This is a genomic window from Pseudalkalibacillus sp. JSM 102089 (genome assembly GCF_041366475.1).
Taxonomy (GTDB): Bacteria; Bacillota; Bacilli; order Bacillales; family Guptibacillaceae; genus Guptibacillus; species Guptibacillus hwajinpoensis_B.
In genome coordinates this window covers 15,973-41,824 of the sequence record NZ_JBEWYW010000010.1, presented here as the reverse complement: position 1 = coordinate 41,824, position 25,852 = coordinate 15,973, and the positions used below count along the sequence as shown (strand labels likewise).

The window sequence follows — 25,852 nt, the reverse complement described above, 5'->3', positions numbered from 1 at the left end:
TTGTTATGAATAATCAGAAAACAATTGATATTTATATGACAATAAAATATAATGACGTTAAATAAACGTTATATAGGTGGTGTGTGGAATAGTGAGAACTTCGGAAGCTCAAATGGCTAAGTTTATGGATCGCATTGATAAGGGAGAAAAGATTGAAGCGGATGATTGGATGCCAGATGATTATCGAGAAGCCTTGATTAGGTTAATTTCAATGCATGGAATTAGTGAAATCATGGGGGCGTTGCCAGAGAAAGAATGGGTTCCTAAAGCCCCTACCCTTTATAGGAAACTTGCGATTATGGCGAAAGTACAGGACGAAATGGGGCATGGACAGCTACTGCTTCGTGTAGCTGAGGATTTAATGGAACCACTAGGAAAAGATCGAGATGACATTATGCAGGACCTTTTTTCTGGAAGGTTGAAATTCCATAATGTTTTTCATATGGAGGCACCGACTTGGGGAGATGCCGGAGTGATTGCTTGGTTAGTAGATGGTGCGGCAATTATTTCGCAAACGATGATGTTAGGAACTTCTTATGGACCGTATGGCCGTGCTTTGAAACGCATCTGTGCGGAAGAGGTGTTTCATGCTCAGCATGGGGAAAGCATTATTATGGCTCTAGCGGAAGGAACTAAAGAACAGCGTGCCTTGTTACAAAATTCTATTAATAATTGGTGGCCATCTCTTCTTATGTTTTTTGGACCGAAATCAAAAGCGGATACTGGTCATACGAATCAGGATAAGAATATGCGCTATAAGCTTCGAACGAAAACAAATGAACAGCTGAGACAGGAGTTTCTTACGAAGTATGTTCCAAGAGTTTGGGCGTTGGGATTAACCATACCAGATGAGACGTTAACGTTTGATGAAGCAACTGCTCAATGGACGTATCAGCAGCCGGATTGGCAAGAATTCAAGCAAATTGTTACTGGAAATGGACCTAAATCGAAAGAGCGATTAGCACTTCGCGTTCGTTCATATGAGATGAATAGCTGGGTAAGAGATGCACTCGGTTCAAGCGTAAAAACGAATTTAGTGAGGTGATAGGGTGTGAGTGAAGAAAATAATCAGTTTTATGAAGTTTATGAGGTTTTTAGTAAGAAGACGGATACCGCATCACTACAGCATCAGTTTAGTCTTCTTGCACCTAATCGTGAGCTCGCCTTTATTATGGCGAAAGAAAATTTTTTTAGGAGAGAGCAGGCAGCTGATATTTGGGTAGTGAAACGTGATCATATTAAACGGATGAGTCAAGAGGAACGAGAGGCAATGAAGCATCTGGAGAAGAATTATCGTGAGACTAAGGGATACGGCTATTTAAGGAAAAAGTGGCGTCAGTATGAGCAAGAACAGCTTACTGAAAAAGACATTATGGGAGGAGGCGAGGGGTAATGAAATCTGAGGAATATCAACGATGTATGATTGAACTTATCTATCAATTAGCAGATGATGACTTTATTCTAGCTTATAGGGGATCAGAATGGCTCGGCCTCGCTCCTCATATCGAAGAAGATGTGGCGTTTGCATCGATTAGCCAGGATTTAATGGGGCATGCAGCGCTTTATTATTCATTGTTAGAAGAACTTGGTGAAGGCGAGGCTGATGTTTTAACACATCAACGAACAAGTGAGCATTTTCGTAATTCAGTGCTTGTGGAGTTACCGAATGGAACGGGGACTTATTTAGATAATCCATCGTATGATTGGGCTTTTACTGTTGTCCGAAATTACTTTTATACACTCGCAAAAAAAATCCGGCTTGATTCTATAAAACAAGAATCTTATGAGCCTCTTCAACACATTGTTCAAAAAATCTCTATTGAAATGAGCTACCATATGATGCACTGGGAAGTGTGGTATGGACAGCTAATGAATAGTACTTCTGAAGCGAGGATCAGAATGGAGAAGGCGATCAGCACCGTGCTTGAAGATCTAGGTGGTGTTTTTTCATACGGTCGTTTAGGAGATCAAATGGTGCGCCTCTCGCTTATTGAAGGCGAGGAAATTCTTAAGCAACGTTTTATTGAATACTTAAATAAAAAAGAGTCTACTTTTACAATGGGCATGAAGCAAGGAGATGGACGAAACGGGATTCATACAACGCATTTAATGACAGCATTGGTTACTCTTTCAGAAGTCTATCAATCTGTGCCTGCAGCTGAGTGGTAAGGAGGGGGACAACATAGAATGTTTCTTAAAGAAAGAGTCATGGAGGTTCTTGAAACTGTAAAGGATCCTGAAATTCCAGTTGTAAGCGTTGTCGATCTTGGGATAATACACGAAGTTCACATCTCCAATCACCGAGTGACAATTGAAGCTATGCCGACATTCTCTGGCTGCCCCGCCCTAGATATGATCAAAAGGAATATTGAGTTGGCTGTAGAAAGTATTCCTGAAGTGGATTTTGTAACTGTCACTTTCATTCGGTATCCGATCTGGACAACGGACCTTGTTTCTACAAAAGGAAGGGAAGCCTTGAAAAAGTTTGGCATTGCTCCCCCAGAAGTACACGATGGGAAGGAATGGAGAGTACCCTGTCCTTATTGTGAATCAGTGTATACAACGATGGACAATATTTTTGGGCCGGCTGCTTGTCGAAGTATATTGTATTGCAGGTCGTGTAAGAATCCATTTGAAGCGATGAAGCCTGTGTCGATTTAATTAAAAATAGAGAGGTTGATGAAGAATGGTCAAATTAATCGCATTGTACAAACAACCGGAAAATGCTCAAAAGTTCGATGAACATTACTTTAATACACATGCTCCGATTACATCAAAAATTCCCGGTCTTAAAAAAATGGAAGTAACTAAAATAGTTGGTTCACCAATGGGGAAAAGTGACTACTATCTTATGTGTGAAATGTATTATGAAGATCACGAAGCGATGAAAGCTGGTATGAAGTCGCAAGAAGGAAAAGCCTCAGGGAAAGATTTGATGGGGTTTGCGGGAGATCTTGTTACACTAATGGTTGGCGAAGAAGTTGGAGAGACAGCAGATACAAAGTAGAAGAGGCGGTGTTAGTAAGATGTTCGAAACGATTGAGTATGAAGTGAAGGATCGTGTAAGTTGGGTTCGTCTAAATCGACCGAATAAATTGAATGCGTTTACATCCTTGATGAACAAAGAAATAGCTACAGCGGTCAATCAAGCAACAAACGATCAAGAGGTTCGCTGCATTGTTATTACAGGTAATGGAAGAGCTTTCTGTTCTGGTCAAGATTTAGGTAGCGTTGAAGAAGGTGTGGATCACGCGGAAATGCTCAGGTCTACTTATAACCCAATGGTGAAAGAAATAACGTCATCAAGTAAGCCGGTGATCGCTGCTGTGAATGGAGTAGCGGCGGGAGCTGGAATGAGTCTTGCTCTAGCGTGTGATTTTCGGTTAGCTCATGAGCGTGCAAGCTTTATTGAAGCTTTTGTTCATGTTGGGCTTGTTCCTGATTCTGGGAGCACTTACTTTCTACCGCGCTTACTTGGTCATGCGAAAGCACTGGAGCTTGCTATGCTTGGAGAGAAAGTAAGTGCTGCAGATGCCAAAGAGCTTGGTCTTGTGACAGACATGTTCTCAAATGAGTATTGGGAGCAAGGAATTAACCAGTTTGCTAATCGCTTAGCGAGTCTTCCTCCTAAAGCGGTGCAGCACATTAAGCAAAACTTTCAAAGAAGTTGGGAAAGTAATCTTGATGAAGTACTTGAGATGGAAGCTGTGACTCAAGGAGAAGCTGGAAAAACGAATGATCATCTTGAAGGCATTCAAGCATTTACCGAGAAACGCAAACCAATTTTTCACGGCAGTTAAGTTATGAGAGAAAAAAAGCAGGAAAATGGGGGCAAATCAAGAATAGATGCTATAGAGTGAAAGTAGCCGTGGTGGTTGATTGCGTAATCAGCTCCCCCGGCTCTTTCCTATGCTTACAAACATAGAGGAGGTTTTTTTTAATGGCTGTCGTTACATATGAAATGAAAAACCATGTGGCATACGTAATGTTAAATCGTCCAGATGTATTAAACTGCTTTAATTATGAAACACTCTCAGTTCTTCAAGGCATTGTTGATGATATTTACTCAAATCGAGAGGTACGTGCCGTTATTTTTATGGGAGCCGGTGAAAGGGCTTTCAGTGCAGGGGCGGACTTAAAAGAAAGGCGAACGCTTTCTGAAAGTGAGGTACGGCGAAATGTAAAGAAGATTCGTGAGGTTTTTTCCTCTGTTGAATCGCTTCCCCAGCCAACGATCGCTGCGCTGAATGGTTTTGCTTTTGGGGGAGGGTTTGAGCTCGCTCTTGCATGTGATTTTCGATTTGCCGTCGAAGGAACAAAAATGGGCTTAACTGAAACGAGCCTTGGCATCATACCTGGTGCGGGAGGAACGCAACGATTACCTCGTTTGATTGGAACAGCGAAAGCGATGGAATTAGTTTTAACTGCTCGCAAACTATCATCTGTAGAAGCATACGACTACGGAATTTTAAACGGTGTTACGACTCGTGAGAATTTACTAGGTACGTGTGAAGAGCTAGCGAGAGAGATCTGTCAAAATGCTCCTGTTGCGGTACAGCAGGCGAAATTTGCCGTTCGTGAAGGTATGAATGTGGACTGTCATACTGGTATGGCTATTGAATCTAAAGCATATGAAGTAACAATTCCAACAGAGGATCGTCTCGAAGCGTTAGATGCTTTTGCAGAGAAAAGAAAACCAGTGTTTAAGGGAAAGTAAAAGTTGCTTTGGACCAATGGCTCTGGTAGTATAACATCATATTTAAGCGACGTATTCATAACGGAATGAAGTTGTGATGAGCGGGGGTATGATGATGAGTGAAGGGTTAAATACAAGATCAATGATTTTTACACTGTATGGAGAATATATCAGACATTATGGAAATGAAATTTGGATCGGAAGTCTGATTCGTCTTTTGAAAGAGTTTGGTCATAACGATCAATCTGTTCGAGCGGCCATTTCAAGAATGAGTAAACAAGGTTGGGTGGAATCCAGGAAAGAAGGTAACAAAAGTTTTTATTACTTAACAGATCGCGGTGTTAAAAGGATGGATGAGGCTGCGCGAAGAATATTTAAACTTCAACCTTCAGAGTGGGACGGAAGATGGCGAATGTTGCTTTATAACATTCCTGAAGAGAAACGTCATATTCGCGATGAGCTGCGTAAAGAGCTAGTGTGGAGCGGCTTTGGAAGTTCTTCTGCTAGTTTATGGCTATCTCCCAACCATCTTGAAGAACAGGTGAATTTGCTAATTGAGAAATATGATATTCGCGATTATATCCATTTCTTTATAGCCGATTACAAAGGACCGCACGAGAGCATGGCTCTTGTAGAGGAATGCTGGGATTTGAATGAAATTAGTAAGAAATATCGTGAATTCATCCAAATGTATAGTGAGCGCTATGTGATTGATCGAAGTAAAATTGAAAAAGGTAAGATGAGTGATGGGGAGTGCTTTGTTGAACGGGCAAAGCTGGTTCATGAATATAGAAAATTTCTCTTCGTTGACCCAGGACTCCCCTCAGAACTATTACCTGAAGAGTGGCCGGGCGAGCATGCGGCTACGTTATTTAGTGATTATTACAGAACACTTGCACAGCCGGCTTCTCGCTTCTTTGAAGAAATTTTTAAAGAAGGAAATGAGTTAACAAACAAAGATAATGGTTATGATGCCTTACAGCATCCTCTCTTAACGGATCGCCTATAAAAAGAAGGAACGGAGGATTAACCTCCAGTTCCTTCTTTTTTTCTATTCTTTAATTTCGAACGAGCTTTCTTTAAATTCTTTCCCTTTTGTTTTATAAGTTTCAATGGTTAGCTTGATCAGCTCTCTATCTTTATCTGTCAGTTCACGAATTACTTTACCTGGTGAGCCAAGCACCATGCTGTTTGGCGGGATTTTTTTACCTGATGGAATGAGTGTATGTGCCCCAATTAAAGAACCTTCTCCTATATCAGCTCCATCAAGAATGATCGCGCCCATTCCGATTAAAGCACCTTTTCGAATGGTGCAACCATGAAGAATGGCGTTATGACCAACTGATACCTCATCCTCAAGAACGAGAGGATACCCTTCAAATAGATGACAGGTGCAGTTGTCCTGAATGTTGCATCCTTTCCCGATACTAATCGGTGCTTCATCACCTCTTAACACAGCGTTAAACCAAACTGTAGAGTCCTCTCCGATTGAGACATCTCCGATGATTTTTGCTCCGGGTGCGACAAAAACATTTGGAGCGAGAGTAGGTGCTATACGATTATATGAAAATAACATAGTTGCTCTCCCTTCTTTTTTAGCTTACAAACTATTTTTTCAGTGTTTCAAAATAGAAGTTTCATATTAAGCAGGAATTATGTTGATCTTCTTTGAATGTTATTAATAAGTATAACACGAATGTTTAGTTTCGTATCATTATCGTTATATGAATGAAAGGAGGGATATAAATGAAAAGAGTCTGTCAGCTATTTTCCATTCGTTATCCAATTATACAGGGGGGGATGGGGAATATTTCGAGTCCGATTCTTGCATCGGCGGTATCTGAAGCAGGAGGACTAGGAACGATTGGAACTGGAACGCTTAGTCTTGAAGAAGTGGAGAGCCTCCTTCTTGATATGAAACAGCGTACAGCTAAACCATTTGCTCTCAACATACCAATTACTGTTACAACAGATTTAAAGGGGATGTGTGAACTTGCAGTAAAACATGCAGTTCCTATTGTTTCTCTTTCCGCAGGAAATCCTGCACCTTATGTTCCTTTTCTTAAAGAGTGCGGTATAAAAGTTATTTGTGTAACGGCTAGTGTCAAACAAGCGAAAAAAGCAGAAGAATCCGGTGCAGATTTAATCGTAGGAGAAGGGTATGAAGCAGCTGGAATTAATTCTCCACTTGAGATTACTACGATGACCCTGATTCCTCAGCTCGTAGCAAGTGTGCAAATACCAGTTATTGCAGCAGGTGGGATTGGAGATGCTAGAGGGTTTGCTGCAGCCTTAGCTCTTGGGGCAGAAGGAGTACAGATGGGTACACGATTAATTGCGACAGAAGAATCGCCATATCATGAGCGATATCTAACAAAGCTTCTAGAAGCTAACGATACTGAAACAGTTATCGTTGGGAGATCTGTTGGAAAAGTGAGAAGGGTTTTGAGAACTGAATACGCAGATCAGTTATTAAAAGCTGAATTAAGTGGAGTAAAGCCTGAAGACTTTGCGGCGATGACTGATGAAGAGAAACATCGGATAGGAGCAGTAGAAGGACGACTTGGAGATGGATTTATTAATGGAGGACAAATAAGTGGGATAGTTAATTCTATTCCTTCTGTCCAGAAACTATTTGAAGACATGGTTGAAGGGGCATTACTAATTTATAAAAGCAAATTGGAAGAGTTTGAGAAAATATCTATGAAGAAGTAGTCATATATCAAGTGTTATTTTTAAAATATATTAAATAATTCCAATTGTTTGAATATTCGTTGACAAGCTAGAATAGCAAGTGTACCATAACGATACGATATCCCGGTTTAGTCAAGGCTTTTCAGTGGATAAAGAATATAACAACAATAAGTTTAGAAAACTTATTTGGGGGAGGACAGGCGTTTGAGATCCTGGAAAAAATGGTTAGGTATTTCTCTAGTTAGTGTGATGGCTCTTGCGGGTTGCGGAACGAACAATTCCTCATCAAACACGGATTCTAGTAGTGGCGAAGCAGAGGATAAGGAGTCTTATACAATTGGCGTGACTCAAATTGTTGAACATCCTTCTCTAGATGCTGCTTATGAAGGATTTAAAATGGCGCTTGAAGAGAATGGATTTAAAGAAGGCGAGAACATTTCCTACGATGTTCAAAATGCGCAGAACGATATGAACAATAGCAATACGATTGCACAAAATCTAGTTGGAGATGAAGTCGACCTAATCTTTGCTAATTCAACACCAAGTGCACAATCTGCATTAAATGCGACCTCAGATATTCCAATTCTTTTCACATCCGTGACTGATCCAGTCGGTGCAAAGCTTGTTGAAGATTTTGATAAGCCGGGAGAGAACATTACGGGAACGACTGATACACATCCAGAAGCCATTCCGAAAACAATTGAATTTATAGCAAGTGAATTTGACGCAAAAAATGTAGGACTCATCTACAATGCTGGTGAACAAAATTCTGTTGCGCAAGTGGACATTGTAAAAGAAGCGATGGAAGGTACAGACCTGAAGGCTGTTGAGAAAAGTGTCTCTACTTCAGCTGAAGTTAAACAGGCTGCAGAAGCACTTGTTGGTAAGGTGGACGTGATCTACATTGTAACTGACAATACTGTCGTATCAGCACTTGAATCGGTTATCAGCGTAGCGAATGATAAAGATATTCCGATGTTCGCAGGAGAATTCGATTCTGTTAGCCGAGGAGCATTTGCAGCATATGGCTTTGACTATAAAGATATTGGATATGAAGCTGGCCTGATGGCTGCGAAAATTTTGAGGGGGGAAGAGACGACGGCAGATATCCCCGTTCAATACCCTCAGAATTTAAAACTTAAAATGAATCAAACAGCGGCAGAAGAAATGGGCATCGAAGTGAAGACAGAATGGGAAGAGATGGGGGAATATATCGAGTAGATCAATAGGTTCGAAAAAGAGAGAGTTTTCTTTTTCGAACCTATTTTTATCAGATGGACTATGAACGTGTTTTCAAATGAAATGGAAGAGGAGGGCGCTTAAAATGGGCTCAGCAATGTTTGGGGCAGTAGAATCTGGCATTATATATGCCATTATGGCACTCGGAGTGTATTTATCATTTCGAATTCTTGATTTTCCAGACTTAACTGTTGACGGAAGTTTCGTAACAGGGGCAGCCATTGCTGCTATTCTGATTGTAAACGGAACAAATCCCTTTTTTGCTACGCTTGTAGCCATTGGAGCTGGTTTCTTAGCGGGTTGTGTGACGGGTCTTCTACATACTAAAGGGAAGATTAATCCTCTTCTTGCGGGAATCTTAATGATGATTGCTCTTTACTCAATCAATTTGAGAATAATGGGGAGATCGAATGTTCCACTCTTAAATGAACAATCCATTTTCACAAAGATAGAAGGCTTTTTTGAGACATCGGGACTTGATTCGGTTTTAAATAATATGACATCAGGTATTGGCTTAGGAAATCTCACTTCAACATGGGCTATATTAATAAGCATGCTTGTTGTTACGACAGTGATTAAAATTTTGACTGATCTTTTCTTACGTACTCAAATTGGTCTTGCCCTTAGAGCGACAGGTGACAATAAACGAATGATTCGGAGTTTCTCAGCAAATACGGATGGGCTAACAATTATTGGACTTGGACTCTCAAATGCACTTGTTGCGTTAGCAGGAGCGTTAATTGCTCAGTATAGTTCATTTGCAGATGTGGGTATGGGAATCGGAATGATCATTATTGGTCTTGCGTCGGTTATTATTGGGGAGGCTATCTTTGGAACAAGGACGATAGCTGTGACCACATTCGCTGTTATAGGTGGTGCAATTGTCTATCGTATTGTTGTGAGTCTTGCCCTCCGAGTGGATTTTCTTGAAACAGGTGACATGAAATTAATTACCGCAGTTATCGTTATTGCTGCACTTGTTCTTCCGCAATTAATTGATGGGCAGAAGGAGCGAAACCGTAAAAAGCGAAAACGCCTCCGGCAAGAAGTGAAATTGAAAGAAATGAAGGAGGGGGAGGAAGGGTATGCTTCAACTAAATCAAATTCACAAAGTATTTAACGAAGGGACTCTTGATGAAAAAGTAGCGTTAGAAGACATTAACCTAACCCTTAAAACCGGCGATTTTGTAACCGTTATTGGAAGTAACGGGGCTGGTAAATCGACTTTAATGAATATGGTATCTGGCGTCTTAACACCTGACGTTGGGGACATATTCATTGATGAAAAAAAGATTACAAGTTTACCAGAATATAAGCGGTCAAAATTGATCGGGCGTGTTTTTCAGGATCCTATGGCTGGAACAGCGCCATCGATGACGATACAAGAAAATTTAGCATTAGCTTATAATCGAAATCGGAGACGAACGTTAATGAAGGGCGTGACGAAGAAACTGAAAACAACTTTTCAGGAAGCGCTCGAAACACTTCACCTCGGCCTTGAAGATCGCTTATCCGCAAAAGTTGGTTTGCTTTCAGGAGGAGAAAGACAAGCTCTCTCCTTATTAATGGCGACCTTTACAGAACCAAAAATGCTTTTATTAGATGAACATACTGCAGCACTTGACCCAGCAAGAGCAGCCCTAATCACAAAACTAACCGGAGAAATTGTGGAGCGAACGAACTTAACGACACTCATGGTTACTCATAATATGCAACAAGCCTTAGATTTAGGGAACCGTTTAATTATGATGGATAGCGGTAAAATTATCTTAGAAGTAGAAGGAGAGGATAAACAGAACTTAACGATTGAAGCGTTACTTCATGAATTCCAGCGAATAAAAGGGGCCAAAATGACAAATGATCGCGCCCTGTTAGGATAGTGAAGTTAGATAATAAGAGTAAGAGCCCCCACTTAGCGAAATATGAAGTGGGGGATTTGTTCCTATAATAGCTCGTCAATTGACTCATAATCTTGAAATTCACTATATTGTTTTGATTTTTTTGACAATTTATTGACGGTTAATATACGCAATGTTATTATATCGTTAAATAAACGTCATATATTATATCGTGATGTTGAAGGGGTGAAGCAGGTGAAGAGTGGTATTACGATCGGCCAAAGTGCTGTTATTCAAATAGAGGTAACCCCTGACATGTATGCAAAATTTGAAGGGAAAGTAGTCCACAAGGCATATTCAACTGTTTCGATGGTTTACCATATGGAATGGGCAGCAAGACAGCTAATTCTTCCTTTTCTTGAAAAAGAAGAGGAAGGTATTGGTGGGGGTGTTGAAGTAAAACATCTAGGGCCAGCTTGCGAAGGACAAATGGTCGAGATCTTTGCCGTTATCATTTCGCTAACACACAAATCTGTCATTAGTCGAGTAGACGTGAAAAGAGGATCAGAACTTATCGGGACAGGGAAAGTGATTCAGTTCATTCTTCCTAAGAACGTTATCGATGAAAAATTAGCAAGCACTAAAATGTAAGCGATTTCATAAAGGGGTGAGAATCGTGTTTGATCGAATCATTGAGCATGAACAGTTACTTTTTTGTAATGATGTCGATACAGGTCTTAAAGCCATCATAGCCATACATAACACAACACTTGGTCCGGCGCTTGGAGGCTGTAGAATGAGACCTTATGAAACGGTCGATGATGCGATAGAAGATGTGTTAAGGCTGTCAAAAGGGATGACATATAAATGCGCTGCCGCAGACGTTGACTTTGGTGGTGGAAAAGCAGTCATCATCGGGGATCCGTTAAGAGATCGAACTCCAGAGCTTTTTCGCGCATTTGGCCAGTTTGTCGAATCGTTGAACGGGCGGTTTTACACTGGTACAGATATGGGAACAACGCCTGATAATTTCGTTCATTCATTAAGAGAAAGCAGCTGCATTGTCGGCGTTCCGGAAGAGTATGGCGGAAGTGGAGATTCGTCCGTTCCAACCGCTAACGGTGTGGTCTATGGAATACAGGCTACAAACAAAACTGTGTTTGGTTCAGAAGAGCTAGGAGGGCGCACTTACGCTATTCAAGGGCTTGGGAAAGTTGGATATAAAGTAGCAGAACTGCTTCTAGAGCAAGGTGCAGATTTAATTGTTTCAGATATTAATCAGCATGCGATCGACCGTTTGATTCAAAGGGCTATTGATCTAAACCGTGGGGTGAAGGTTGTTTCTGGAGACGAAATCTATGAAGCGAATGCAGATGTATTTGTCCCTTGCGCCCTTGGAGGAATTATTAATGACCAAACGATTCATAAGCTTAAAGTACGGGCAGTTGTTGGATCGGCTAACAATCAGCTTTTAACAAATGAGCATGGTGATTTGTTAAATGAACGCGGCATTCTTTATGCTCCTGATTATATTGTAAATAGCGGCGGTTTGATTCAAGTATCTGACGAGCTTTATACGCCAAATCCAAAACGAGTATTGCAAAAAACGAAAGCCATTTATGATACATTGCTATCTATTTTTGAGCAAGCCGAGACGCATTCTTTTTCTACGATAAAAGCAGCGAATCTTTTTTGCGAAAAGCGTTTGGAAAGTAGAAAACGAAGAAATAGTTTTTTTGCACATAAGAAACCTGGGAAATGGACAGTTCGCTCTTAAAATAGAATGAAAGGTGGATGTCAATGGATCTAGTTGAGCAGTTTCCGTTGAGACAACTCGTTAATGGGGAAGGTAGGCAATTGGAAGAAAGTGAATATGTCACAGTAGAGAACGCCAGGCGCTTTTATGAGCAAATGACGTTCTCACGCATGTTTGACCGAAAAGCAGTCAATCTTCAGCGTCAGGGACGAATTGGTACGTATGCTCCATTCGAGGGTCAGGAAGCTTCTCAAATCGGAAGTGCGCTTGCTTTAGAAGATGGAGACTGGATGTTCCCAACGTATCGCGATCATGCTGCAACAGCTGCTTTCGGACATTCCCTCGTTAATATTTTTCTATATTGGAAAGGTTGTATTGAGGGGTGTGTCCCACCAGAGGGTAAACATATTTTCCCGCCATCTGTTCCAATCGCATCGCAAATTCTTCATGCTACAGGTACTGCGTGGGCGGAGATGAAAAAAGGAAGCGATCGAGTTTCTATAGTGTATTTCGGTGACGGGGCAACATCTGAAGGGGATTTTCATGAAGGGCTAAACTTTGCAAGTGTGTTTCAAATCCCAGTTGTATTCTTTAACCAAAACAACGGGTATGCGATCAGCGTTCCTCTTGAAAGACAAATGAACTCTAAGACGATAGCTCAGAAATCACTTGGTTATGATATGCCAGGCGTACGAGTGGACGGCAATGATGTCTTTGCTGTTTATAGTGAAACATTGAAAGCCGTAGAGCGAGCGAGGAAGGGCGAAGGGCCAACGTTAATTGAGGCCGTTACGTGGCGCTATGGGGCACACACGACGACAGATGAGCCTTCGAAATATCGCGATCAGGGGGAAAGTGAACGGAGAAGACAGATGGAAGATCCCATTAAGAGAGTGGAGGAATATCTTAAAGCTCGCAATGCTTGGGAATCTGAGTGGGTGGAACAGCTCAAGAACGAAGCAGAAGATCGATTAAATACTGCTGTCTCGGAAATGGAAAAGACAAAGAAATCAGATGAAGCTCTTATGTTTGATCATGTGTTCGGCACTAGCGTTTGGCCAGTACAGGAACAAAAAGAGCGCTTTTTTCACAAGGAGAGTGAAAAATGAGTATAGCAGTGAATATGAAAAAGCTAACGATGGTGCAGGCCATTACGGAAGCTTTAAAGGTGATGCTTGAAGAAGATGAGTCCGTTCTTGTACTTGGGGAAGATGTTGGGAGAAATGGCGGTGTTTTCAGAGCCACAGATGGGCTTTATGAACTTTTTTGTGATGACAGAATCATAGATACGCCGCTTGCGGAGTCAGGCTTAATAGGAACTTCGATAGGACTTGCGATGAATGGCTTTATACCAGTAGTGGAGATACAGTTTCTAGGGTTTATCTATCCAGGTTTTAATCAAATCATGACACATGCGACGAGAATTCGAACGAGAACGCAAAGTCGTTATACAGTACCTTTGACGATTCGAGTGCCTTACGGGGCCGGTGTAAGAGCACCAGAAATTCATAGCGATAGTACAGAAGCACTATTTGCTCACATACCAGGGTTGAAGGTTGTCGTGCCATCAACGCCACATGACGCAAAAGGGCTCCTTATTAGCAGTATAAAAGATCCTGATCCAGTCTTGTTTCTAGAGCCTATGAGGATGTATCGCACAGGCAAAGGTGATGTACCAACGGGAAGTTATACGATACCACTAGGCAAAGGGTACAGACGGCGTAATGGTAGTGATGTTTCTCTTTTTGCTTGGGGAGCTATGATGAAAGTGGCGGAGCAAGCTGCTGAAAAAGCAGCTTCCAATGGAATTGAATGTGATGTAATTGACCTCAGGTGTCTCTATCCACTTGATAAAGAATTGATCTCTGAATCAGTCCAAAAGACTGGGAGAGCGGTTATCATTCATGAAGCTGCCTCGTCTGGAGGAGTAGGAAGTGAAGTTATCTCAATCATTAACGATACTTCGTTTCTCTATATGAAGTCACCGATAAAAAAAGTAACGGGCTACGATGCGCCAGTGCCGTTATTTACGCTCGAAGATGATTATCTACCTGATGCTAGTAAAGTTCTGCAGGCGATTGAAGAAACAGTTCGTTTCTAAAGGAGGGATCGTATATGGACGTGAAATTGCATGACATTGGAGAAGGGATGTCAGAAGGTGAAATTGTACAGCTGCTTGTTAAACCAGGTGATCAAGTCATAATTGATCAGCCGTTGGTCGAAGTGCAGACTGATAAAGTAACCGCTGAGCTTCCATCTCCGCTGGCGGGGAAAGTAGAAAGAATTCATGTAGCGGCAGGTGAAGTAGTTGAAGTGGGCGGTACGTTATTAACCATCTCTCCAATCTCTCAACACGTGGAGCAAACACTTATTCCAAACCGAACGAAACGAATTTTAGCTGCCCCATTCACGAGGAAAATAGCGCGAGAAAATGACGTTGATATTGAGAGGGTAACAGGTACCGGGCCAGGGGGACGCATTACAGACGAAGATGTTTTAAGACATATTGCCACGTTACAAAGTCCTCGAGAGCCTCAAGAGCAAGAAAAAGCAAACGAAACGAATCTATTACAAACTGATACCATTCCATTTTCAGCGAGACGGAAACAAATCTCAGAAAAAATGAAAAAATCTACTCTCACAATACCTCATGTTACACATTTTGATGAAGTAGATGTGACGAATGTATTAGAGATGAAAAAGACACTTCAAGAAAAAAGTGGGGTATCTATTTCTGTTGCTGCCTTTTATATTAAAGCAGTATGCCTTGCACTTAAGGAATTTCCCATTTTCAATTCGGAATTAAAAGAAGAGGAAGGTCTCATTTATTTAAACCCTAATATCCATATTGGTTTAGCAACTGATACGGAGGAAGGGCTCATTGTGCCTGTTATTCACGACTGTGACAAACTTTCAATTAAAGGCATTCACACTAAGATGAAAAACCTTCATCAATCCGCTATGAGTAATCAGCTCAAAAGCAAAGACCTTTCATCTGGTACATTTACGATTAGTAACGCAGGACCGCTTGGTAGCACTGGGGCTACGCCGATTATTAATTATCCAGAAGCGGCTTTACTTGCTTTCCATAAAACAAAAAAAATGCCAGTTGTTACGGAAAAAGACGAAATCATTATTCGCTCAATAATGTCGATATCAATGACGTTTGATCATCGTATCGCAGATGGAGGGACATCTATGCGCTTTACGAATCGCTTTATTGAATTGATTGAACAACCTTCTCTATTTATAACGGAGCTTGTCTAATGGTTGTAGGTGAAATCATTCATGAAAAAGATGTTGTCGTGATTGGCGCAGGGCCAGCTGGTTATGAAGCCGCTCTTCGACTTACGAAGCATGGAAGAGACGTTACTATGGTAGATCGATCTCGATCAGGTGGGGAATGTCTTCATAGAGGATGTATACCATCAAAACTACTGGCATCTTCAGCGAGAAAAATGAAGGAAACGGCTCCAGGGGTAACGATAGCGTCATCGTTTTCTATGGAAAAATGGCATAGCGAGAAAAATCGCATGATCGATTCCATGGAAAAAGGTCTTGAGATGCGTTTTAAGTCAAATAACATCGACCGTGTAAAGGGAAATGCAGCGTTTTTATCTTCTGAGCGAATTGGTGTAGAACAAGGGGAGAAATTTGAAGTTTGGTCATTTAACGATGCGATTATTGCAACGGGGAGTCGACCAAAAACTCCATCCTTCATTTCAAGCGGAAAAGAAAACATTTTCCCTGTAGAACAGCTCTATGCATTATCCTCCCTGCCTAATCGACTTGTAATTTTTGGAGCAGATTATCTTACGGTAGAGGCGGCGAGTACGTTTCGCTCGCTGGGTGTAGAAGTAACGATTGTGACAGACCAAGAAGCGATTCTTTCTGAATGGGATGAAAGCATTCAACGTGAATGCAAAAGGCAATTTAAAAAGCAAAAGGTTCAGGTGTTCAGAGGAGTATCTGATTGCAGTGTAAAGGACGATGGTCTTGGATTGATATTCCGTAACCAAAACGGAGAAAACGTTGAATTAGAAACAGAAATAATTGCCTATTCGATTGGAAGGATTCATAATAGCGATTCGCTTGGATTGGATCAAGCGGGATTTGACTTACAAGATGATGGATATATTCACATTTCTGAGGGATGTGAAACGTCAATACCAACGATCTATGCCTGTGGTGATGTAACTGTGGGACCCTCGCTTGCTGCGAAGGGAATTAAGCAGGCCAAGACGGCGGCCGATCGCTGCTGCGGTATAAAAGCCGCTTTTACACTCGATTGTCTTCCGCAAGTCATCCAAACTCAAATTCCGGTAGCATCTGTAGGTTTAACGGAGAAAGAAGCGAAAGAAGCAGGGTATGAGTTTATGACGGCAAGTTCTTCTATGCAAGCAAATGGTTATGCAACAGTCATGGGCCATACAGAAGGTCGGATCAAAGTCATTCGAGATCGACAGAGTCATGTGCTTCTAGGATTTCATGCTGTGGGTGCTGGTGCTGTTGAACTGATCGAAAAAGCAACGCTAGCTCTTGAGATGGGGGCAAGGGACGAAGATTTTGTCTATCCTTATTCCCCGCATCCAGGATATGGTGAAGCCTGGACAGAAGCGGTTGAAATGACTGTTGAATCTGAAGTGAAAACAAAAGTTAGATGATAAAAGACCAGGCGAGCGAATATTTTCGCTCGCCTGGTCTTTTATATGGGGGAATTCAATGTTTTTTAATCCTAGCAGTTCGTATTCTTGTGAAAATAGCTAGTAAAAGTATAGCAATTAATCCGGTCATGTTAATGATTGTTTGTAGGGAACTGTTTTCGATAAAAAGGTTGATGGAAAAAGACGCTATTACAATCAGTAGAGTCACTATAAATAAAGCTTTCCTCATCACAAAGACCTCCTACAGAACTTTTTGAAATAAATGGGGAGAACTATATCTTCCGTATAACTCTCTGTCTTAACGTATAGAACTCGGATAGTGAATGATCATCATAGCTTTACATGATTCACTGTAAGGATTTCGATAATAATGTGGATAATTTGCAGTGAATCTTAAACTTTCTCCACTAGAAATGATGTATGACTGCGTATCGACCTCAAGGGTCATACTGCCTTCTTCAATAAATAAATATTCTTCAACACCATCAGGATGTGGATTAGAATGATAGTCACATCCTGGTTCAAGTTCAATATAAAACGTTTCAAACGATTTTCCTGGTTCCATCGGAAAGAGCGGGACGACCTTCATTTTTCCGCTTTCTTCAATTAATGGTTCGATTTCAGATCGATTGACTTTCTTGATAACCGGCTGTTCTGCATCGATGAATGCCGTGAAAGACACGCCAAGTCCATTTGCAATTTTCCATAGTGTATTAACGGTTGGGTTTGACGCACCTCGTTCAATTTGAGCAAGCATTGGCTTGCTTACTGAGCATCGAGCGGATAGTTGATCGAGACTTAACTTATTTTCAAGACGAAGCTTTTTTAGTTTTTCGCCAATTTGTTTTGTTAGGGATTGGTTTTCCATGGAATACTCCTCTTTTAGCTGATACATATTTATTCTTTATATTGAAAAAATGTATAATATAACATACAATAAGTTTAATATAATAGACAGTTTAGAGCAATAGGAGGGATAAAATGGAGGCTATCGTAACAAAGAGTGATTCTGATTTTGTAGATGGATTAAAAGCAGGTGTAAGCATAGCTGTCGGATATATGCCGGTTGCTCTCACATTTGGCTTACTTGCAAGAACAACAGGACTAACGCTTTATGAAGCGGTCCTTATGAGTATTCTCGTCTTTGCAGGTGCTGCTCAATACATTACGCTTAGTTTAATTGCCATTGGGACAGGTGCCTTTGAGATTATTTTTACAATCTTTATTGTTAATATTCGCCACCTATTGATGAGTGCCTCTATAAATGAAAAAATAGAAGCAGATATTCCATGGAAAAAAGCTGTTTACGCCTTTGGAATTACTGATGAAACGTTTACCGTTTCCGCAACAAAAAAAGGTACTTTGACAACAGGTTATATGTTTGGATTATGTCTGATTTCCTACTCAAGTTGGGTCATCTTTACAGGGGGAGGATACATTGCTGGGGCAACTCTACCTGAAGTGATTCAGCAGGGTATGAGTGTTGCGCTTTATGCCATGTTTGTAGGGTTACTTATTCCTTCTGCTAAAAAAAGTCAGAAAGTGCTTTTTCTTGCAGCGTTAGCTGCAATATTTAATAGCATTCTTACGTTGGCTCAGTTTCCAACAGGTTGGGCTATCGTGATTGCCACTCTGCTTTCTTCCATAATTGTTGAATGGTTTGTAGGGAGGGGAACGAATGAGTAATTCTATGATTTGGCTTATTGTAGGACTTGCAGTTGTCACTTATATTCCAAGAATGATTCCACTCGTATTCTTTAATTCTGATAAAATACCGCCTGTTATTCAAAATGTACTAAAGAACGTTCCCTTCGCGATTTTGGGTGCGCTCATCTTTCCGGGTATTTTAACAATCAATGATGATATGATGTTTGGTGTTATTGGGGCAGTGGCAGCAATCGTCGCAGCATACCTTGGGGCGAATTTAATTGTTGTTGTTATGTTTGCTGTTGCAGCGCTCAGTACGTATGCCTATTTTATTTAGTAAATGTGAAATTAATTGATTTGAATTTTTTGATTTTTGTGATATAACTAGATCAAACAAAATATTGAGAGTTAAAGAGGAGGAATGAAACATGCATTTGTTTCGTATTTTGATGGTTGGGTTTTTCTCAATGACCGCCGTGTCACTCGTCTGGTTCCAATCTGTCGAAGTAATATCCTCATTCATTGACTTGTTCTTTCAAAATAAAAAGTAACGTGTTAGTTAAGAGCTTTCTTGAAAGCTCTTTTTTGTTTGTTTAGAGCTAGGTTCGATTTTTGGTTCATTCGATCGTTCGTCACAGGGGTTAAATGAGCCAAATATCAACAACGTTTATTTTTTTATACAAGCATTACTTTTGCTATACTATTTAAGAAGTTTGAAAGAAGGATTGGACCAAATAGAAAAGGATGTTGCCCTAATGAGATGTATCTCAATTGATATGGATGGAACACTTTTAACGAATGAACAAACAGTCAGCTTTGAGAATGTTAATGCGATTAGAGAGGCACAGAGTCAGGGGATAACGGTTGTACTTAACACTGGACGCGCCTATGATGGTGCGATGAAGCCACTTGAAGGAAGTGGATTGGAAGTTCCTGTTATTTGCTATAACGGCGCAGAGATTCGCTCTGTTGAAGGAGAGATCTTGCACGCCATTTACCTTGATCGTCAGCAAGTCCAATTGATTAAACAAATACTTGATAGTGAAGAGATTTATTATCAGCTATTTACAAATAAAGGTGTTTTCACTCACGATTATGATGGAACGATTGATTTAATTATGGATATGATGAAAAGTTCGAATCCGGCCCTAACTTCAGAGGAATTGAAGGTTGGAGCAAAGCGTCAGTTCGAAAGCTTATCACTTAAAGCCATTAATGATTTTGATGAACTACTAGAAGATGAAAGCCTTCATGTGTATAAATTCCTTAGTTTCTGTTTTGATGAAAATCGATTAGGGCGAGCGGCATCTGCAGCTGAAAATGTACAAAATACGGTGGTTACATCTTCAGGTAAAGAAAACTTGGAAATTAATCATGAAGATGCTCAGAAGGGACTTGCGCTTGAAACATTTGTAGCGCAAATGGGGCTGGATATGAAGCAAACCGCCGCAATTGGCGATAATTATAATGACGTTTCGATGTTCAATAAAGCCTCCTATCCTATTGCAATGGGAAATGCGGACGAGCAAATAAAAAAACAGGCTTCATTTGTTACAAAAACCAATGAGCATGATGGCGTTGCTCATGCCATATATAAATTAATGGACGAAGATTTACTGTCTAATTAACATTGTGAAAGATGTTTGATTTTTTTCACAACGGGAACCCTCATTACAGGAAGGGATTCCCAGTTTTTTTGGAGGTTTTCCGGGCCCTTGTTTCTGCAGTCTTTGAATTACTCTGCTAAAGGAGCTGGAAAAAATGACATTAAAGCCAACCGAAATTGAAGAAAAAGCAACGTGTCGAATGTGTGAGACTGAGTATACGTGGTTTATTCCAATTGCCAAGGAACATGTATCTATGGAAGAACGGGTTGAGGCAACTGGAATTACGACGAAAAGTAGCCAGGCACCCATTGTTGAACTGCAAGTTCTTGCAGAGTGTCCCATTTGTGGAATTCTCAATCGATTTGATCACAGTTATGATCGAACGAACGCTTACGCGGAAAGTTAATAAAAGATTTTGGAAGCCGACAGATCGCTCTGTCGGCTTTCTATATGGAAAGAGCGAGGGAAAGATTTGGTTAGGCTTGAAAGAGAATGGCATGTTTTGTAGAAAACTACATAGAAGAGTAGTTAGTATTCGCAATCGTTAAGGGGAAAGGTTCTAAAAAGTTGTTTTGCTCGTACTATTGATAATGAGATCGTATCGGGAGGAGAATGAAGATGAAGAAACGCATAACCTGGCTCATTCTGGGATTCTCCATTTACGCCCTGATCCTGGGACTCTATTTATTTAATTGGGCGGACTTCGGGGTACCTGAAGCATACAAGGGGACAGCGGCAGATCCAGCAACATTTATGACAGACAGGCAGTTAGAATTATCGGAGGAATATTCACGCTATAGAAGCTTTCTCTCGTTTATTGCGATTCCATATGAGTGGCTCATCTATCTTGGCGTTCTCTGGTTTGGATTATCAAAGCTCTTTAAACAATTCGGTGAAGGTATTTCAAAAAAACGGATAGTCGTTGTTCCGTTGTATATCATTTTATTAACGGCTTTTACATGGTTACTAACATTTCCACTGCACTATTGGGCGAGGTCTTTATCCGTTAAATATGGGATTAACACGCAATCCTTTTCTGGTTGGATGAAAGATGAAATGATCTCATTCTGGATAGATATTTTACTTACTTCCCTTATTATCGGTGTTCTTTATGCGCTAATGAATCGTTTTAAGAAAAAGTGGTGGCTCATTGCGTGGGGATTAATGGTTCCGTACCTTGCTTTTATGATGTATATTCAGCCGGTCGTAATTGACCCTTTATACAACGACTTTACATCTTTAACAGACAAAGAATTAGAAGAAGAAATACTCAGTATGGCTGATACGGCTCATATTCCTGCAGACCGTGTTTTTGAAGTGAATATGTCAGAAAAAACGAATGCAATGAATGCTTATGTATCTGGTATTGGCGACAATTTACGAATTGTTCTTTGGGACACGACCTTAAATAAGCTTGAGGATGACGAAGTGCTTTTTATTATGGCTCACGAAATGGGTCATTATGTTATGAATCATCTATATGGAAATTTGGTTGGCGCTCTAGCAACAAGTTTTATAGGGTTATACCTGGCATATCGGCTTCTTGGGAAGATGACTCGAAAGTGGGGCGACTCATGGGGAGTTCACTCAGAATCAGATCTTGCATCTTTACCAGCATTATTGCTTCTTTTCTCGATCATGTCTTTTATTGCGAGTCCGGTAGAACTTGCGATTTCTCGGCATGCGGAGATGGAGGCAGATGAATATGCCATTGAAATGACCAGTGATGTGGATGCAGCGATTGGTTCCTTTCAAACACTGACGGTTAATAGTTTAAATGAAGTAAATCCACCTTTCATTGTGAAATATTTTAAATATGGTCATCCAACGATGATGGAACGGTTGATTATGTTGAATGACTATGAAGAAGATGCCCCCACGGAGTGATGGGGCATCTTTTTTCAGTGAATCATCTTTAGTTTGAGAGGGAATCCTGTTTCAAGATACATGCCTTCACTTTTAACAGAACCTTCACTTTAAGAATGAGCGGAGATAGTATAGGATGAAGGTAGAAGTCAATGAAGCAAAGCAATTTACATGATGAGGTGGCAAACGTGAACGAAGATATTAAGAGAGTACTTGATGCTGGGATCTATGGTGCGCCAGAATTAAAACCAGCAGAAAAAGCGTTGTTCTTATCAACTTTTCGAGAGCGTGTCTATGTGGCTCTTACAAAAAGACAGGTTGCACAAAACAACGTATATCAAGAAGTAGTTAATGAAATGAAACGTATTCGGAATGGCATTCTTTATTTAAATGGGGATTTATCTTACTCCATGCTTTCAAAATATATTAAAGAAGCGAGCAAAGCTTCTCTGTCATTTACGATTGTGAATGATAAAGAAACAGATACTCCACTTGGGCTTGTCTTAGCCTCAAAGCAGGATGCGATTGAACGAGAAGAGATCTTTGTTCATGATGATCGCTTTTCGTTGGACTAGAACATGAATAAAAAAGATCGTATGAAATTGATTAAGAAGTTTGTACTAATCGTTCTTGCTGTTGCTCTTCTATGGGGGATTTATAATACAGTTATCGCCGATCGAAGTGTAGGAACGGAAGTTGGCGATAAGGCAGCAGATTTTAACTTAGAAACCCTTGATGGGAAAGAAGTGAGTCTTTCAGATTATGAAGGGGAGCCCGTTTTTCTCAATTTCTGGGCGACATGGTGTCCACCCTGTGAAGAAGAAATGCCGGATATTCAAAAATTTGCTGATGTGCATGGTGAAGAAGTAACGGTTCTATCCGTTAATTTCACTAAATACGAGCCAAAGAAAGAAGCGATTCCAAAATTTGTTGAATCACATGAGCTTCGTTTTCCAGTTCTTATGGATCGAGAAGGTAACGTCGGTGAGAATCTCTACCAGGTTATTTCTATGCCAACGTCGTTTATGATTGATGAAGAAGGAATTATTCGTGAGAAACGAGTGGGACCTCTTACGCTGAAAGATATGGAAACATGGCTTGACCAAGTAAAATAATATCAAAAAACGGTCTCTCTAGTGAGATCGTTTTTCTTATGGAGATTTATAACGCGCTATTCATGTGAGATCGGATGAAAAGCATCTTGAAAACCAGTTGCGTTCGCGAGTCGCTCAAGCTTTTCATTTATATAGCGATGATCGAACTTATCGAGCACTTTTGGATCAAATCCTCTAATTACAAATTGCCCGAATTCCCATATAGTTTCGTGCGTATCATGTTTATTACCGTCTGCTGCTAATTCTAAAGAATGAAGAATCGAGCCAAGAACGGATACATCTTCTTTGGCATAATGCCTAATTTGATAAAAGCTTTTATAGAGGTACGTATCATACGTAATAGGTTTTGTGATCACGCGTAAGTTTTTCTTTTCATCATGATACAGGGGGTGTGGGATGTGTTTTTGGCCAAGTCGTGATAAGACTCTCCCAAGTCGGTTGATGCAATTAATGGCTGTATTGGGATCATTAATTCCAGGTGAGATCGCTCTTAATGCAATTTCAACTAGTTTTTGGATGCCATATTCTATGTCTTGATCAGTTGTTCGTTCTGTTCCAAGAGATAACGTATTAAGAAGGATATGAGAGTCAGGAGAAGAATCCATTGATGCCCAATAAGAAAAAATAACCGTACCTTCATCAATATATTCTCCGATATCTCTCTCGAGGCGAATAATAAAATCTTTGTTAGTGGCAACCGAAATCAAATCAGGTAAATCAATATTTTGTAGGTACCCTGATTTAGTGGATCGAATGGCAATAGGTTTTTTCATTTTTATTTCATCCAATTCCCAAGAATCCCAAGAAGCGATATTACCATGATTGGCTTCTTCAAAATCTAAAAAGGTACGGTCGATTGTTGTTAAGGTATTAGTAGTGATATGTTGTATCAAATTTCCAACGAGAATCCAATTCGATACGTGATGGATAAAGAAAACGAAATAGGCGACACAGACAATGGCATAGATCACAGCGAAAAAAGGTGCAAGATAGACAACATCTTCTTGACTACTTTGTTCAATTAGGAGAAGAAGAATAATAAAGTAAATAATTCCTCCAACAAAAATTCCAAGCACTCTTTTCGTAATACGATCGGTAATAAAATTCTGCAATGTTCGTGGTGAGAAGTTCGATAAATACGTTGTTAAGACAACCATAATCGTCGAAAAAGTAATGGTAGTCATTGTTAACATGGAAGATACGAGCGTACTTAAAATAGTGACGCTTGTTTCATAGGAAGCAAAGAAAAAATAGGGAAGAACCATCGCGCTACCTTGGATGATCGTTCGGTCTATAATGAGTGTGATAATAGCTGCGAGAAAAGCGCCAACACCATAAAAAGTTGGAATAAACCAGAAGCTTGATCGGATTCGCTTGAATTTATTGTGCTCCATACCCCTTTTCCTCCAAAAAAGAATGATTTTGGATAGTATGTGAAGAAAGGGTAGTGTTTCATGCATCATCATCCTAAACGTGATAAAGGCAAAATAGGTAATTAGACATCATTAAATTAGGGTATAGACATAGAAAGGATAATAAGGAGGAAGAGCAGATGAAGATTGATCGGACGGGCATCGTTGAAAATTTCTCCGAAAAGAGATATGAATACTGGGTAGTTGAGAATGAAGAAGTTAAGATTATGGCTTCATGGATTAGCTGGGACCTTCCTCAAGAAAAAATAAATAAATGGATGGAAGAGATGCAGCTATCAGGTACATCTTTTTGAACGAATGATTCACATTGATGAGAATAGTGACTCGTTAGTTAAGGTAGTCTAGAAACCTCCTTTTTAGGGAGGCATTTTTTCTACTTTTCTTAAGAACTTCACTCAGTTTTCTTAGAAGAAGGATCATCCACCTTCTCTAGTGCTTTCTCTTTCTCCATTTTTTTCTTAACAATTTCTTTCGGCTCCCAACAGTTAAACTGGTAGGTAGGCTTCGTTTCAAAGCCGAGTCTTGCGCATCGATAGCTTGTTTTTTCTGCTTTCACCACTTCAAAATGAATGCAAGTAGCGCAACAGTGGAAACGAGAATAGAGTTGAGACATTACAATGCTTCCCCCGATAACGTAACGTTTTCAATGGATTCGATCGTATTATTATGAAAAGTAAGGCAGAAGACGTCTGGATTCCGAAGTTTCTTCCATGTGTTGAACTGATAATCTGTATTATAATGATGCAGTATTAAGGTTAATAAATTCCCGTGTGTCATGATAAGACAATATTCTTTCGTATAGAGAAGGGCGTCATTTAAAACCGCAATACCCCTTGAAATGGCTTGCTGGCTTGATTCTCCGCCTTCAATGGTGTAAGACAGATCTACAAATGTTTGCTCTAGTTCTTCTAACCAGTTTTCAATAGGAACAGCAGATAACTTTCTCTCTTCTAGCCGATCATCAATAGTAATTGGCTTATCTAATTGAAGAGCGAGTGGCTCGATCGATTGAAGGGCACGTCTAAAAGGTGAACTATATAATTTATCAAATGGAATATTTCCAAGAGATTTTGCTAATTGAGTCGCTTGAGTGCGTCCTTCTGCCGTTAAGGAAGCATTAAATTCTTGTCCTGAGGCGCGACAATGTCTGACCAAATATATTTTTTTATTCAATGTAATCACTCCTAGAATCGTTTGAGCGTGCTTATGATCTATTTTACCATTCAGATAGAGTGAAGAAAATTATTCATAGAATATTGAAACTTTTAATAGCGCTTATTCGTTATAAGATAGACCC

The 25,852-nt window shown here is 40.3% G+C and carries 32 protein-coding genes; 27 read left to right on the top strand and 5 right to left on the bottom strand.

The features are described from left to right. Positions 1-112 precede the first annotated feature (112 nt). From paaA to paaX, 8 genes are all read left to right on the top strand, one after another. Entirely contained in the window at positions 113-1,045 is a 933-nt protein-coding gene (gene paaA, locus ABVF21_RS18080; protein WP_303533243.1) for a 1,2-phenylacetyl-CoA epoxidase subunit PaaA, read from the top strand. A 6-nt stretch (positions 1,046-1,051) separates the two neighbouring features. Next, positions 1,052-1,393, top strand: coding sequence for a 1,2-phenylacetyl-CoA epoxidase subunit PaaB (gene paaB, locus ABVF21_RS18075; RefSeq protein WP_303533085.1), 342 nt, complete (start codon positions 1,052-1,054; stop codon positions 1,391-1,393). Further along, the gene (gene paaC, locus ABVF21_RS18070; RefSeq protein WP_371018714.1) at positions 1,393-2,169 is read left to right on the top strand and encodes a 1,2-phenylacetyl-CoA epoxidase subunit PaaC; all 777 of its coding nucleotides are present in this window, start codon (positions 1,393-1,395) and stop codon (positions 2,167-2,169) included. Before paaB ends, paaC begins: the two co-directional genes overlap by 1 nt. A gap of 18 nt (positions 2,170-2,187) precedes the next feature. Then, positions 2,188-2,661: a 1,2-phenylacetyl-CoA epoxidase subunit PaaD gene (paaD, locus tag ABVF21_RS18065; protein WP_303533081.1), complete on the top strand. Its 474-nt coding sequence runs from the start codon at positions 2,188-2,190 to the stop codon at positions 2,659-2,661. Between the two features lie 25 nt (positions 2,662-2,686). Continuing rightward, positions 2,687-3,007: an EthD family reductase gene (locus ABVF21_RS18060; RefSeq protein ID WP_194220243.1), complete on the top strand. Its 321-nt coding sequence runs from the start codon at positions 2,687-2,689 to the stop codon at positions 3,005-3,007. Positions 3,008-3,026: 19 nt separating this feature from the next. Further along, the gene (locus ABVF21_RS18055; RefSeq protein ID WP_371018741.1) at positions 3,027-3,800 is read left to right on the top strand and encodes an enoyl-CoA hydratase/isomerase family protein; all 774 of its coding nucleotides are present in this window, start codon (positions 3,027-3,029) and stop codon (positions 3,798-3,800) included. A 140-nt stretch (positions 3,801-3,940) separates the two neighbouring features. Next, the gene (locus ABVF21_RS18050; RefSeq protein ID WP_303533078.1) at positions 3,941-4,717 is read left to right on the top strand and encodes an enoyl-CoA hydratase-related protein; all 777 of its coding nucleotides are present in this window, start codon (positions 3,941-3,943) and stop codon (positions 4,715-4,717) included. A 94-nt stretch (positions 4,718-4,811) separates the two neighbouring features. Next, the gene (gene paaX, locus ABVF21_RS18045; protein ID WP_303533077.1) at positions 4,812-5,705 is read left to right on the top strand and encodes a phenylacetic acid degradation operon negative regulatory protein PaaX; all 894 of its coding nucleotides are present in this window, start codon (positions 4,812-4,814) and stop codon (positions 5,703-5,705) included. A gap of 42 nt (positions 5,706-5,747) precedes the next feature. Here paaX and ABVF21_RS18040 read toward each other — a convergent pair whose 3' ends face one another. Beyond that, positions 5,748-6,272 (bottom strand): gamma carbonic anhydrase family protein, encoded by a 525-nt coding sequence (locus tag ABVF21_RS18040; RefSeq protein WP_194220240.1) that lies wholly within the window; start codon positions 6,270-6,272, stop codon positions 5,748-5,750. Positions 6,273-6,442: 170 nt separating this feature from the next. Here ABVF21_RS18040 and ABVF21_RS18035 point away from each other — a divergent pair, with 170 nt between their 5' ends. The 10 genes from ABVF21_RS18035 to ABVF21_RS17990 all read left to right on the top strand — a co-directional run bounded on the left by ABVF21_RS18035 (position 6,443) and on the right by ABVF21_RS17990 (position 16,887). Beyond that, on the top strand, positions 6,443-7,411 hold the full coding sequence (locus ABVF21_RS18035) for an NAD(P)H-dependent flavin oxidoreductase (RefSeq protein ID WP_303533076.1): 969 nt from the start codon (positions 6,443-6,445) through the stop codon (positions 7,409-7,411). A 228-nt stretch (positions 7,412-7,639) separates the two neighbouring features. Then, positions 7,640-8,611: an ABC transporter substrate-binding protein gene (locus tag ABVF21_RS18030; RefSeq protein WP_371018740.1), complete on the top strand. Its 972-nt coding sequence runs from the start codon at positions 7,640-7,642 to the stop codon at positions 8,609-8,611. Between the two features lie 103 nt (positions 8,612-8,714). Next, entirely contained in the window at positions 8,715-9,749 is a 1,035-nt protein-coding gene (locus ABVF21_RS18025; protein WP_371018713.1) for an ABC transporter permease, read from the top strand. Then, positions 9,715-10,509 carry an ABC transporter ATP-binding protein gene (locus ABVF21_RS18020; protein ID WP_194220237.1) on the top strand — a complete coding sequence of 265 codons (795 nt, stop codon included), beginning with the start codon at positions 9,715-9,717 and terminating at the stop codon, positions 10,507-10,509. The genes ABVF21_RS18025 and ABVF21_RS18020 overlap by 35 nt, the downstream gene beginning before the upstream one ends. A 213-nt stretch (positions 10,510-10,722) precedes the next feature. Continuing rightward, on the top strand, positions 10,723-11,118 hold the full coding sequence (locus ABVF21_RS18015; protein WP_371018712.1) for a thioesterase family protein: 396 nt from the start codon (positions 10,723-10,725) through the stop codon (positions 11,116-11,118). A 25-nt stretch (positions 11,119-11,143) separates the two neighbouring features. After that, positions 11,144-12,244, top strand: coding sequence for a Glu/Leu/Phe/Val dehydrogenase dimerization domain-containing protein (locus ABVF21_RS18010; protein WP_371018711.1), 1,101 nt, complete (start codon positions 11,144-11,146; stop codon positions 12,242-12,244). A 23-nt stretch (positions 12,245-12,267) separates the two neighbouring features. Beyond that, entirely contained in the window at positions 12,268-13,332 is a 1,065-nt protein-coding gene (pdhA, locus tag ABVF21_RS18005) for a pyruvate dehydrogenase (acetyl-transferring) E1 component subunit alpha (protein ID WP_371018710.1), read from the top strand. After that, the gene (locus tag ABVF21_RS18000; RefSeq protein ID WP_371018709.1) at positions 13,329-14,324 is read left to right on the top strand and encodes an alpha-ketoacid dehydrogenase subunit beta; all 996 of its coding nucleotides are present in this window, start codon (positions 13,329-13,331) and stop codon (positions 14,322-14,324) included. Before pdhA ends, ABVF21_RS18000 begins: the two co-directional genes overlap by 4 nt. A 14-nt stretch (positions 14,325-14,338) precedes the next feature. Then, on the top strand, positions 14,339-15,490 hold the full coding sequence (locus ABVF21_RS17995) for a dihydrolipoamide acetyltransferase family protein (protein ID WP_303533070.1): 1,152 nt from the start codon (positions 14,339-14,341) through the stop codon (positions 15,488-15,490). Next, a complete protein-coding gene (locus ABVF21_RS17990) occupies positions 15,490-16,887 on the top strand; it encodes a dihydrolipoyl dehydrogenase family protein (RefSeq protein ID WP_303533069.1) in 1,398 nt (465 codons plus the stop codon). The genes ABVF21_RS17995 and ABVF21_RS17990 overlap by 1 nt, the downstream gene beginning before the upstream one ends. Before the next feature lie 298 nt (positions 16,888-17,185). Here ABVF21_RS17990 and ABVF21_RS17985 read toward each other — a convergent pair whose 3' ends face one another. After that, positions 17,186-17,755, bottom strand: a complete 570-nt coding sequence (locus ABVF21_RS17985; protein ID WP_371018708.1) for a helix-turn-helix domain-containing protein — start codon at positions 17,753-17,755, stop codon at positions 17,186-17,188. Between the two features lie 113 nt (positions 17,756-17,868). On the opposite strand from ABVF21_RS17985, the gene ABVF21_RS17980 reads away from it, so the two are divergent. From ABVF21_RS17980 to ABVF21_RS17945, 8 genes are all read left to right on the top strand, one after another. Further along, on the top strand, positions 17,869-18,573 hold the full coding sequence (locus ABVF21_RS17980) for an AzlC family ABC transporter permease (RefSeq protein WP_303533066.1): 705 nt from the start codon (positions 17,869-17,871) through the stop codon (positions 18,571-18,573). Then, a complete protein-coding gene (locus ABVF21_RS17975) occupies positions 18,566-18,871 on the top strand; it encodes an AzlD domain-containing protein (RefSeq protein WP_371018707.1) in 306 nt (101 codons plus the stop codon). Before ABVF21_RS17980 ends, ABVF21_RS17975 begins: the two co-directional genes overlap by 8 nt. A gap of 91 nt (positions 18,872-18,962) precedes the next feature. Further along, positions 18,963-19,085 (top strand): hypothetical protein, encoded by a 123-nt coding sequence (locus ABVF21_RS17970; RefSeq protein ID WP_303533063.1) that lies wholly within the window; start codon positions 18,963-18,965, stop codon positions 19,083-19,085. A 204-nt stretch (positions 19,086-19,289) separates the two neighbouring features. Beyond that, on the top strand, positions 19,290-20,162 hold the full coding sequence (locus tag ABVF21_RS17965; protein ID WP_303533061.1) for a Cof-type HAD-IIB family hydrolase: 873 nt from the start codon (positions 19,290-19,292) through the stop codon (positions 20,160-20,162). A gap of 133 nt (positions 20,163-20,295) precedes the next feature. Next, entirely contained in the window at positions 20,296-20,547 is a 252-nt protein-coding gene (locus ABVF21_RS17960) for a hypothetical protein (RefSeq protein ID WP_303533058.1), read from the top strand. A gap of 212 nt (positions 20,548-20,759) precedes the next feature. Next, positions 20,760-22,028 carry a M48 family metallopeptidase gene (locus ABVF21_RS17955; RefSeq protein ID WP_303533055.1) on the top strand — a complete coding sequence of 423 codons (1,269 nt, stop codon included), beginning with the start codon at positions 20,760-20,762 and terminating at the stop codon, positions 22,026-22,028. A gap of 131 nt (positions 22,029-22,159) precedes the next feature. Further along, entirely contained in the window at positions 22,160-22,582 is a 423-nt protein-coding gene (locus tag ABVF21_RS17950; RefSeq protein ID WP_303533053.1) for a YueI family protein, read from the top strand. A gap of 3 nt (positions 22,583-22,585) precedes the next feature. Further along, a complete protein-coding gene (locus ABVF21_RS17945) occupies positions 22,586-23,122 on the top strand; it encodes a redoxin domain-containing protein (protein WP_303533050.1) in 537 nt (178 codons plus the stop codon). A gap of 56 nt (positions 23,123-23,178) precedes the next feature. Here ABVF21_RS17945 and ABVF21_RS17940 read toward each other — a convergent pair whose 3' ends face one another. Next, complete coding sequence (locus ABVF21_RS17940) at positions 23,179-24,516, bottom strand: DUF2254 domain-containing protein (RefSeq protein ID WP_303533048.1); 1,338 nt, start codon at positions 24,514-24,516, stop codon at positions 23,179-23,181. A 158-nt stretch (positions 24,517-24,674) separates the two neighbouring features. Here ABVF21_RS17940 and ABVF21_RS17935 point away from each other — a divergent pair, with 158 nt between their 5' ends. Beyond that, positions 24,675-24,848: a hypothetical protein gene (locus ABVF21_RS17935; protein WP_303533045.1), complete on the top strand. Its 174-nt coding sequence runs from the start codon at positions 24,675-24,677 to the stop codon at positions 24,846-24,848. A gap of 98 nt (positions 24,849-24,946) precedes the next feature. Here ABVF21_RS17935 and ABVF21_RS17930 read toward each other — a convergent pair whose 3' ends face one another. Both ABVF21_RS17930 and ABVF21_RS17925 read right to left on the bottom strand, forming a co-directional pair. Continuing rightward, on the bottom strand, positions 24,947-25,168 hold the full coding sequence (locus tag ABVF21_RS17930) for a hypothetical protein (RefSeq protein ID WP_303533044.1): 222 nt from the start codon (positions 25,166-25,168) through the stop codon (positions 24,947-24,949). Beyond that, positions 25,168-25,728, bottom strand: a complete 561-nt coding sequence (locus ABVF21_RS17925) for a histidine phosphatase family protein (protein ID WP_371018706.1) — start codon at positions 25,726-25,728, stop codon at positions 25,168-25,170. The genes ABVF21_RS17930 and ABVF21_RS17925 overlap by 1 nt, the downstream gene beginning before the upstream one ends. Positions 25,729-25,852 lie beyond the last annotated feature (124 nt).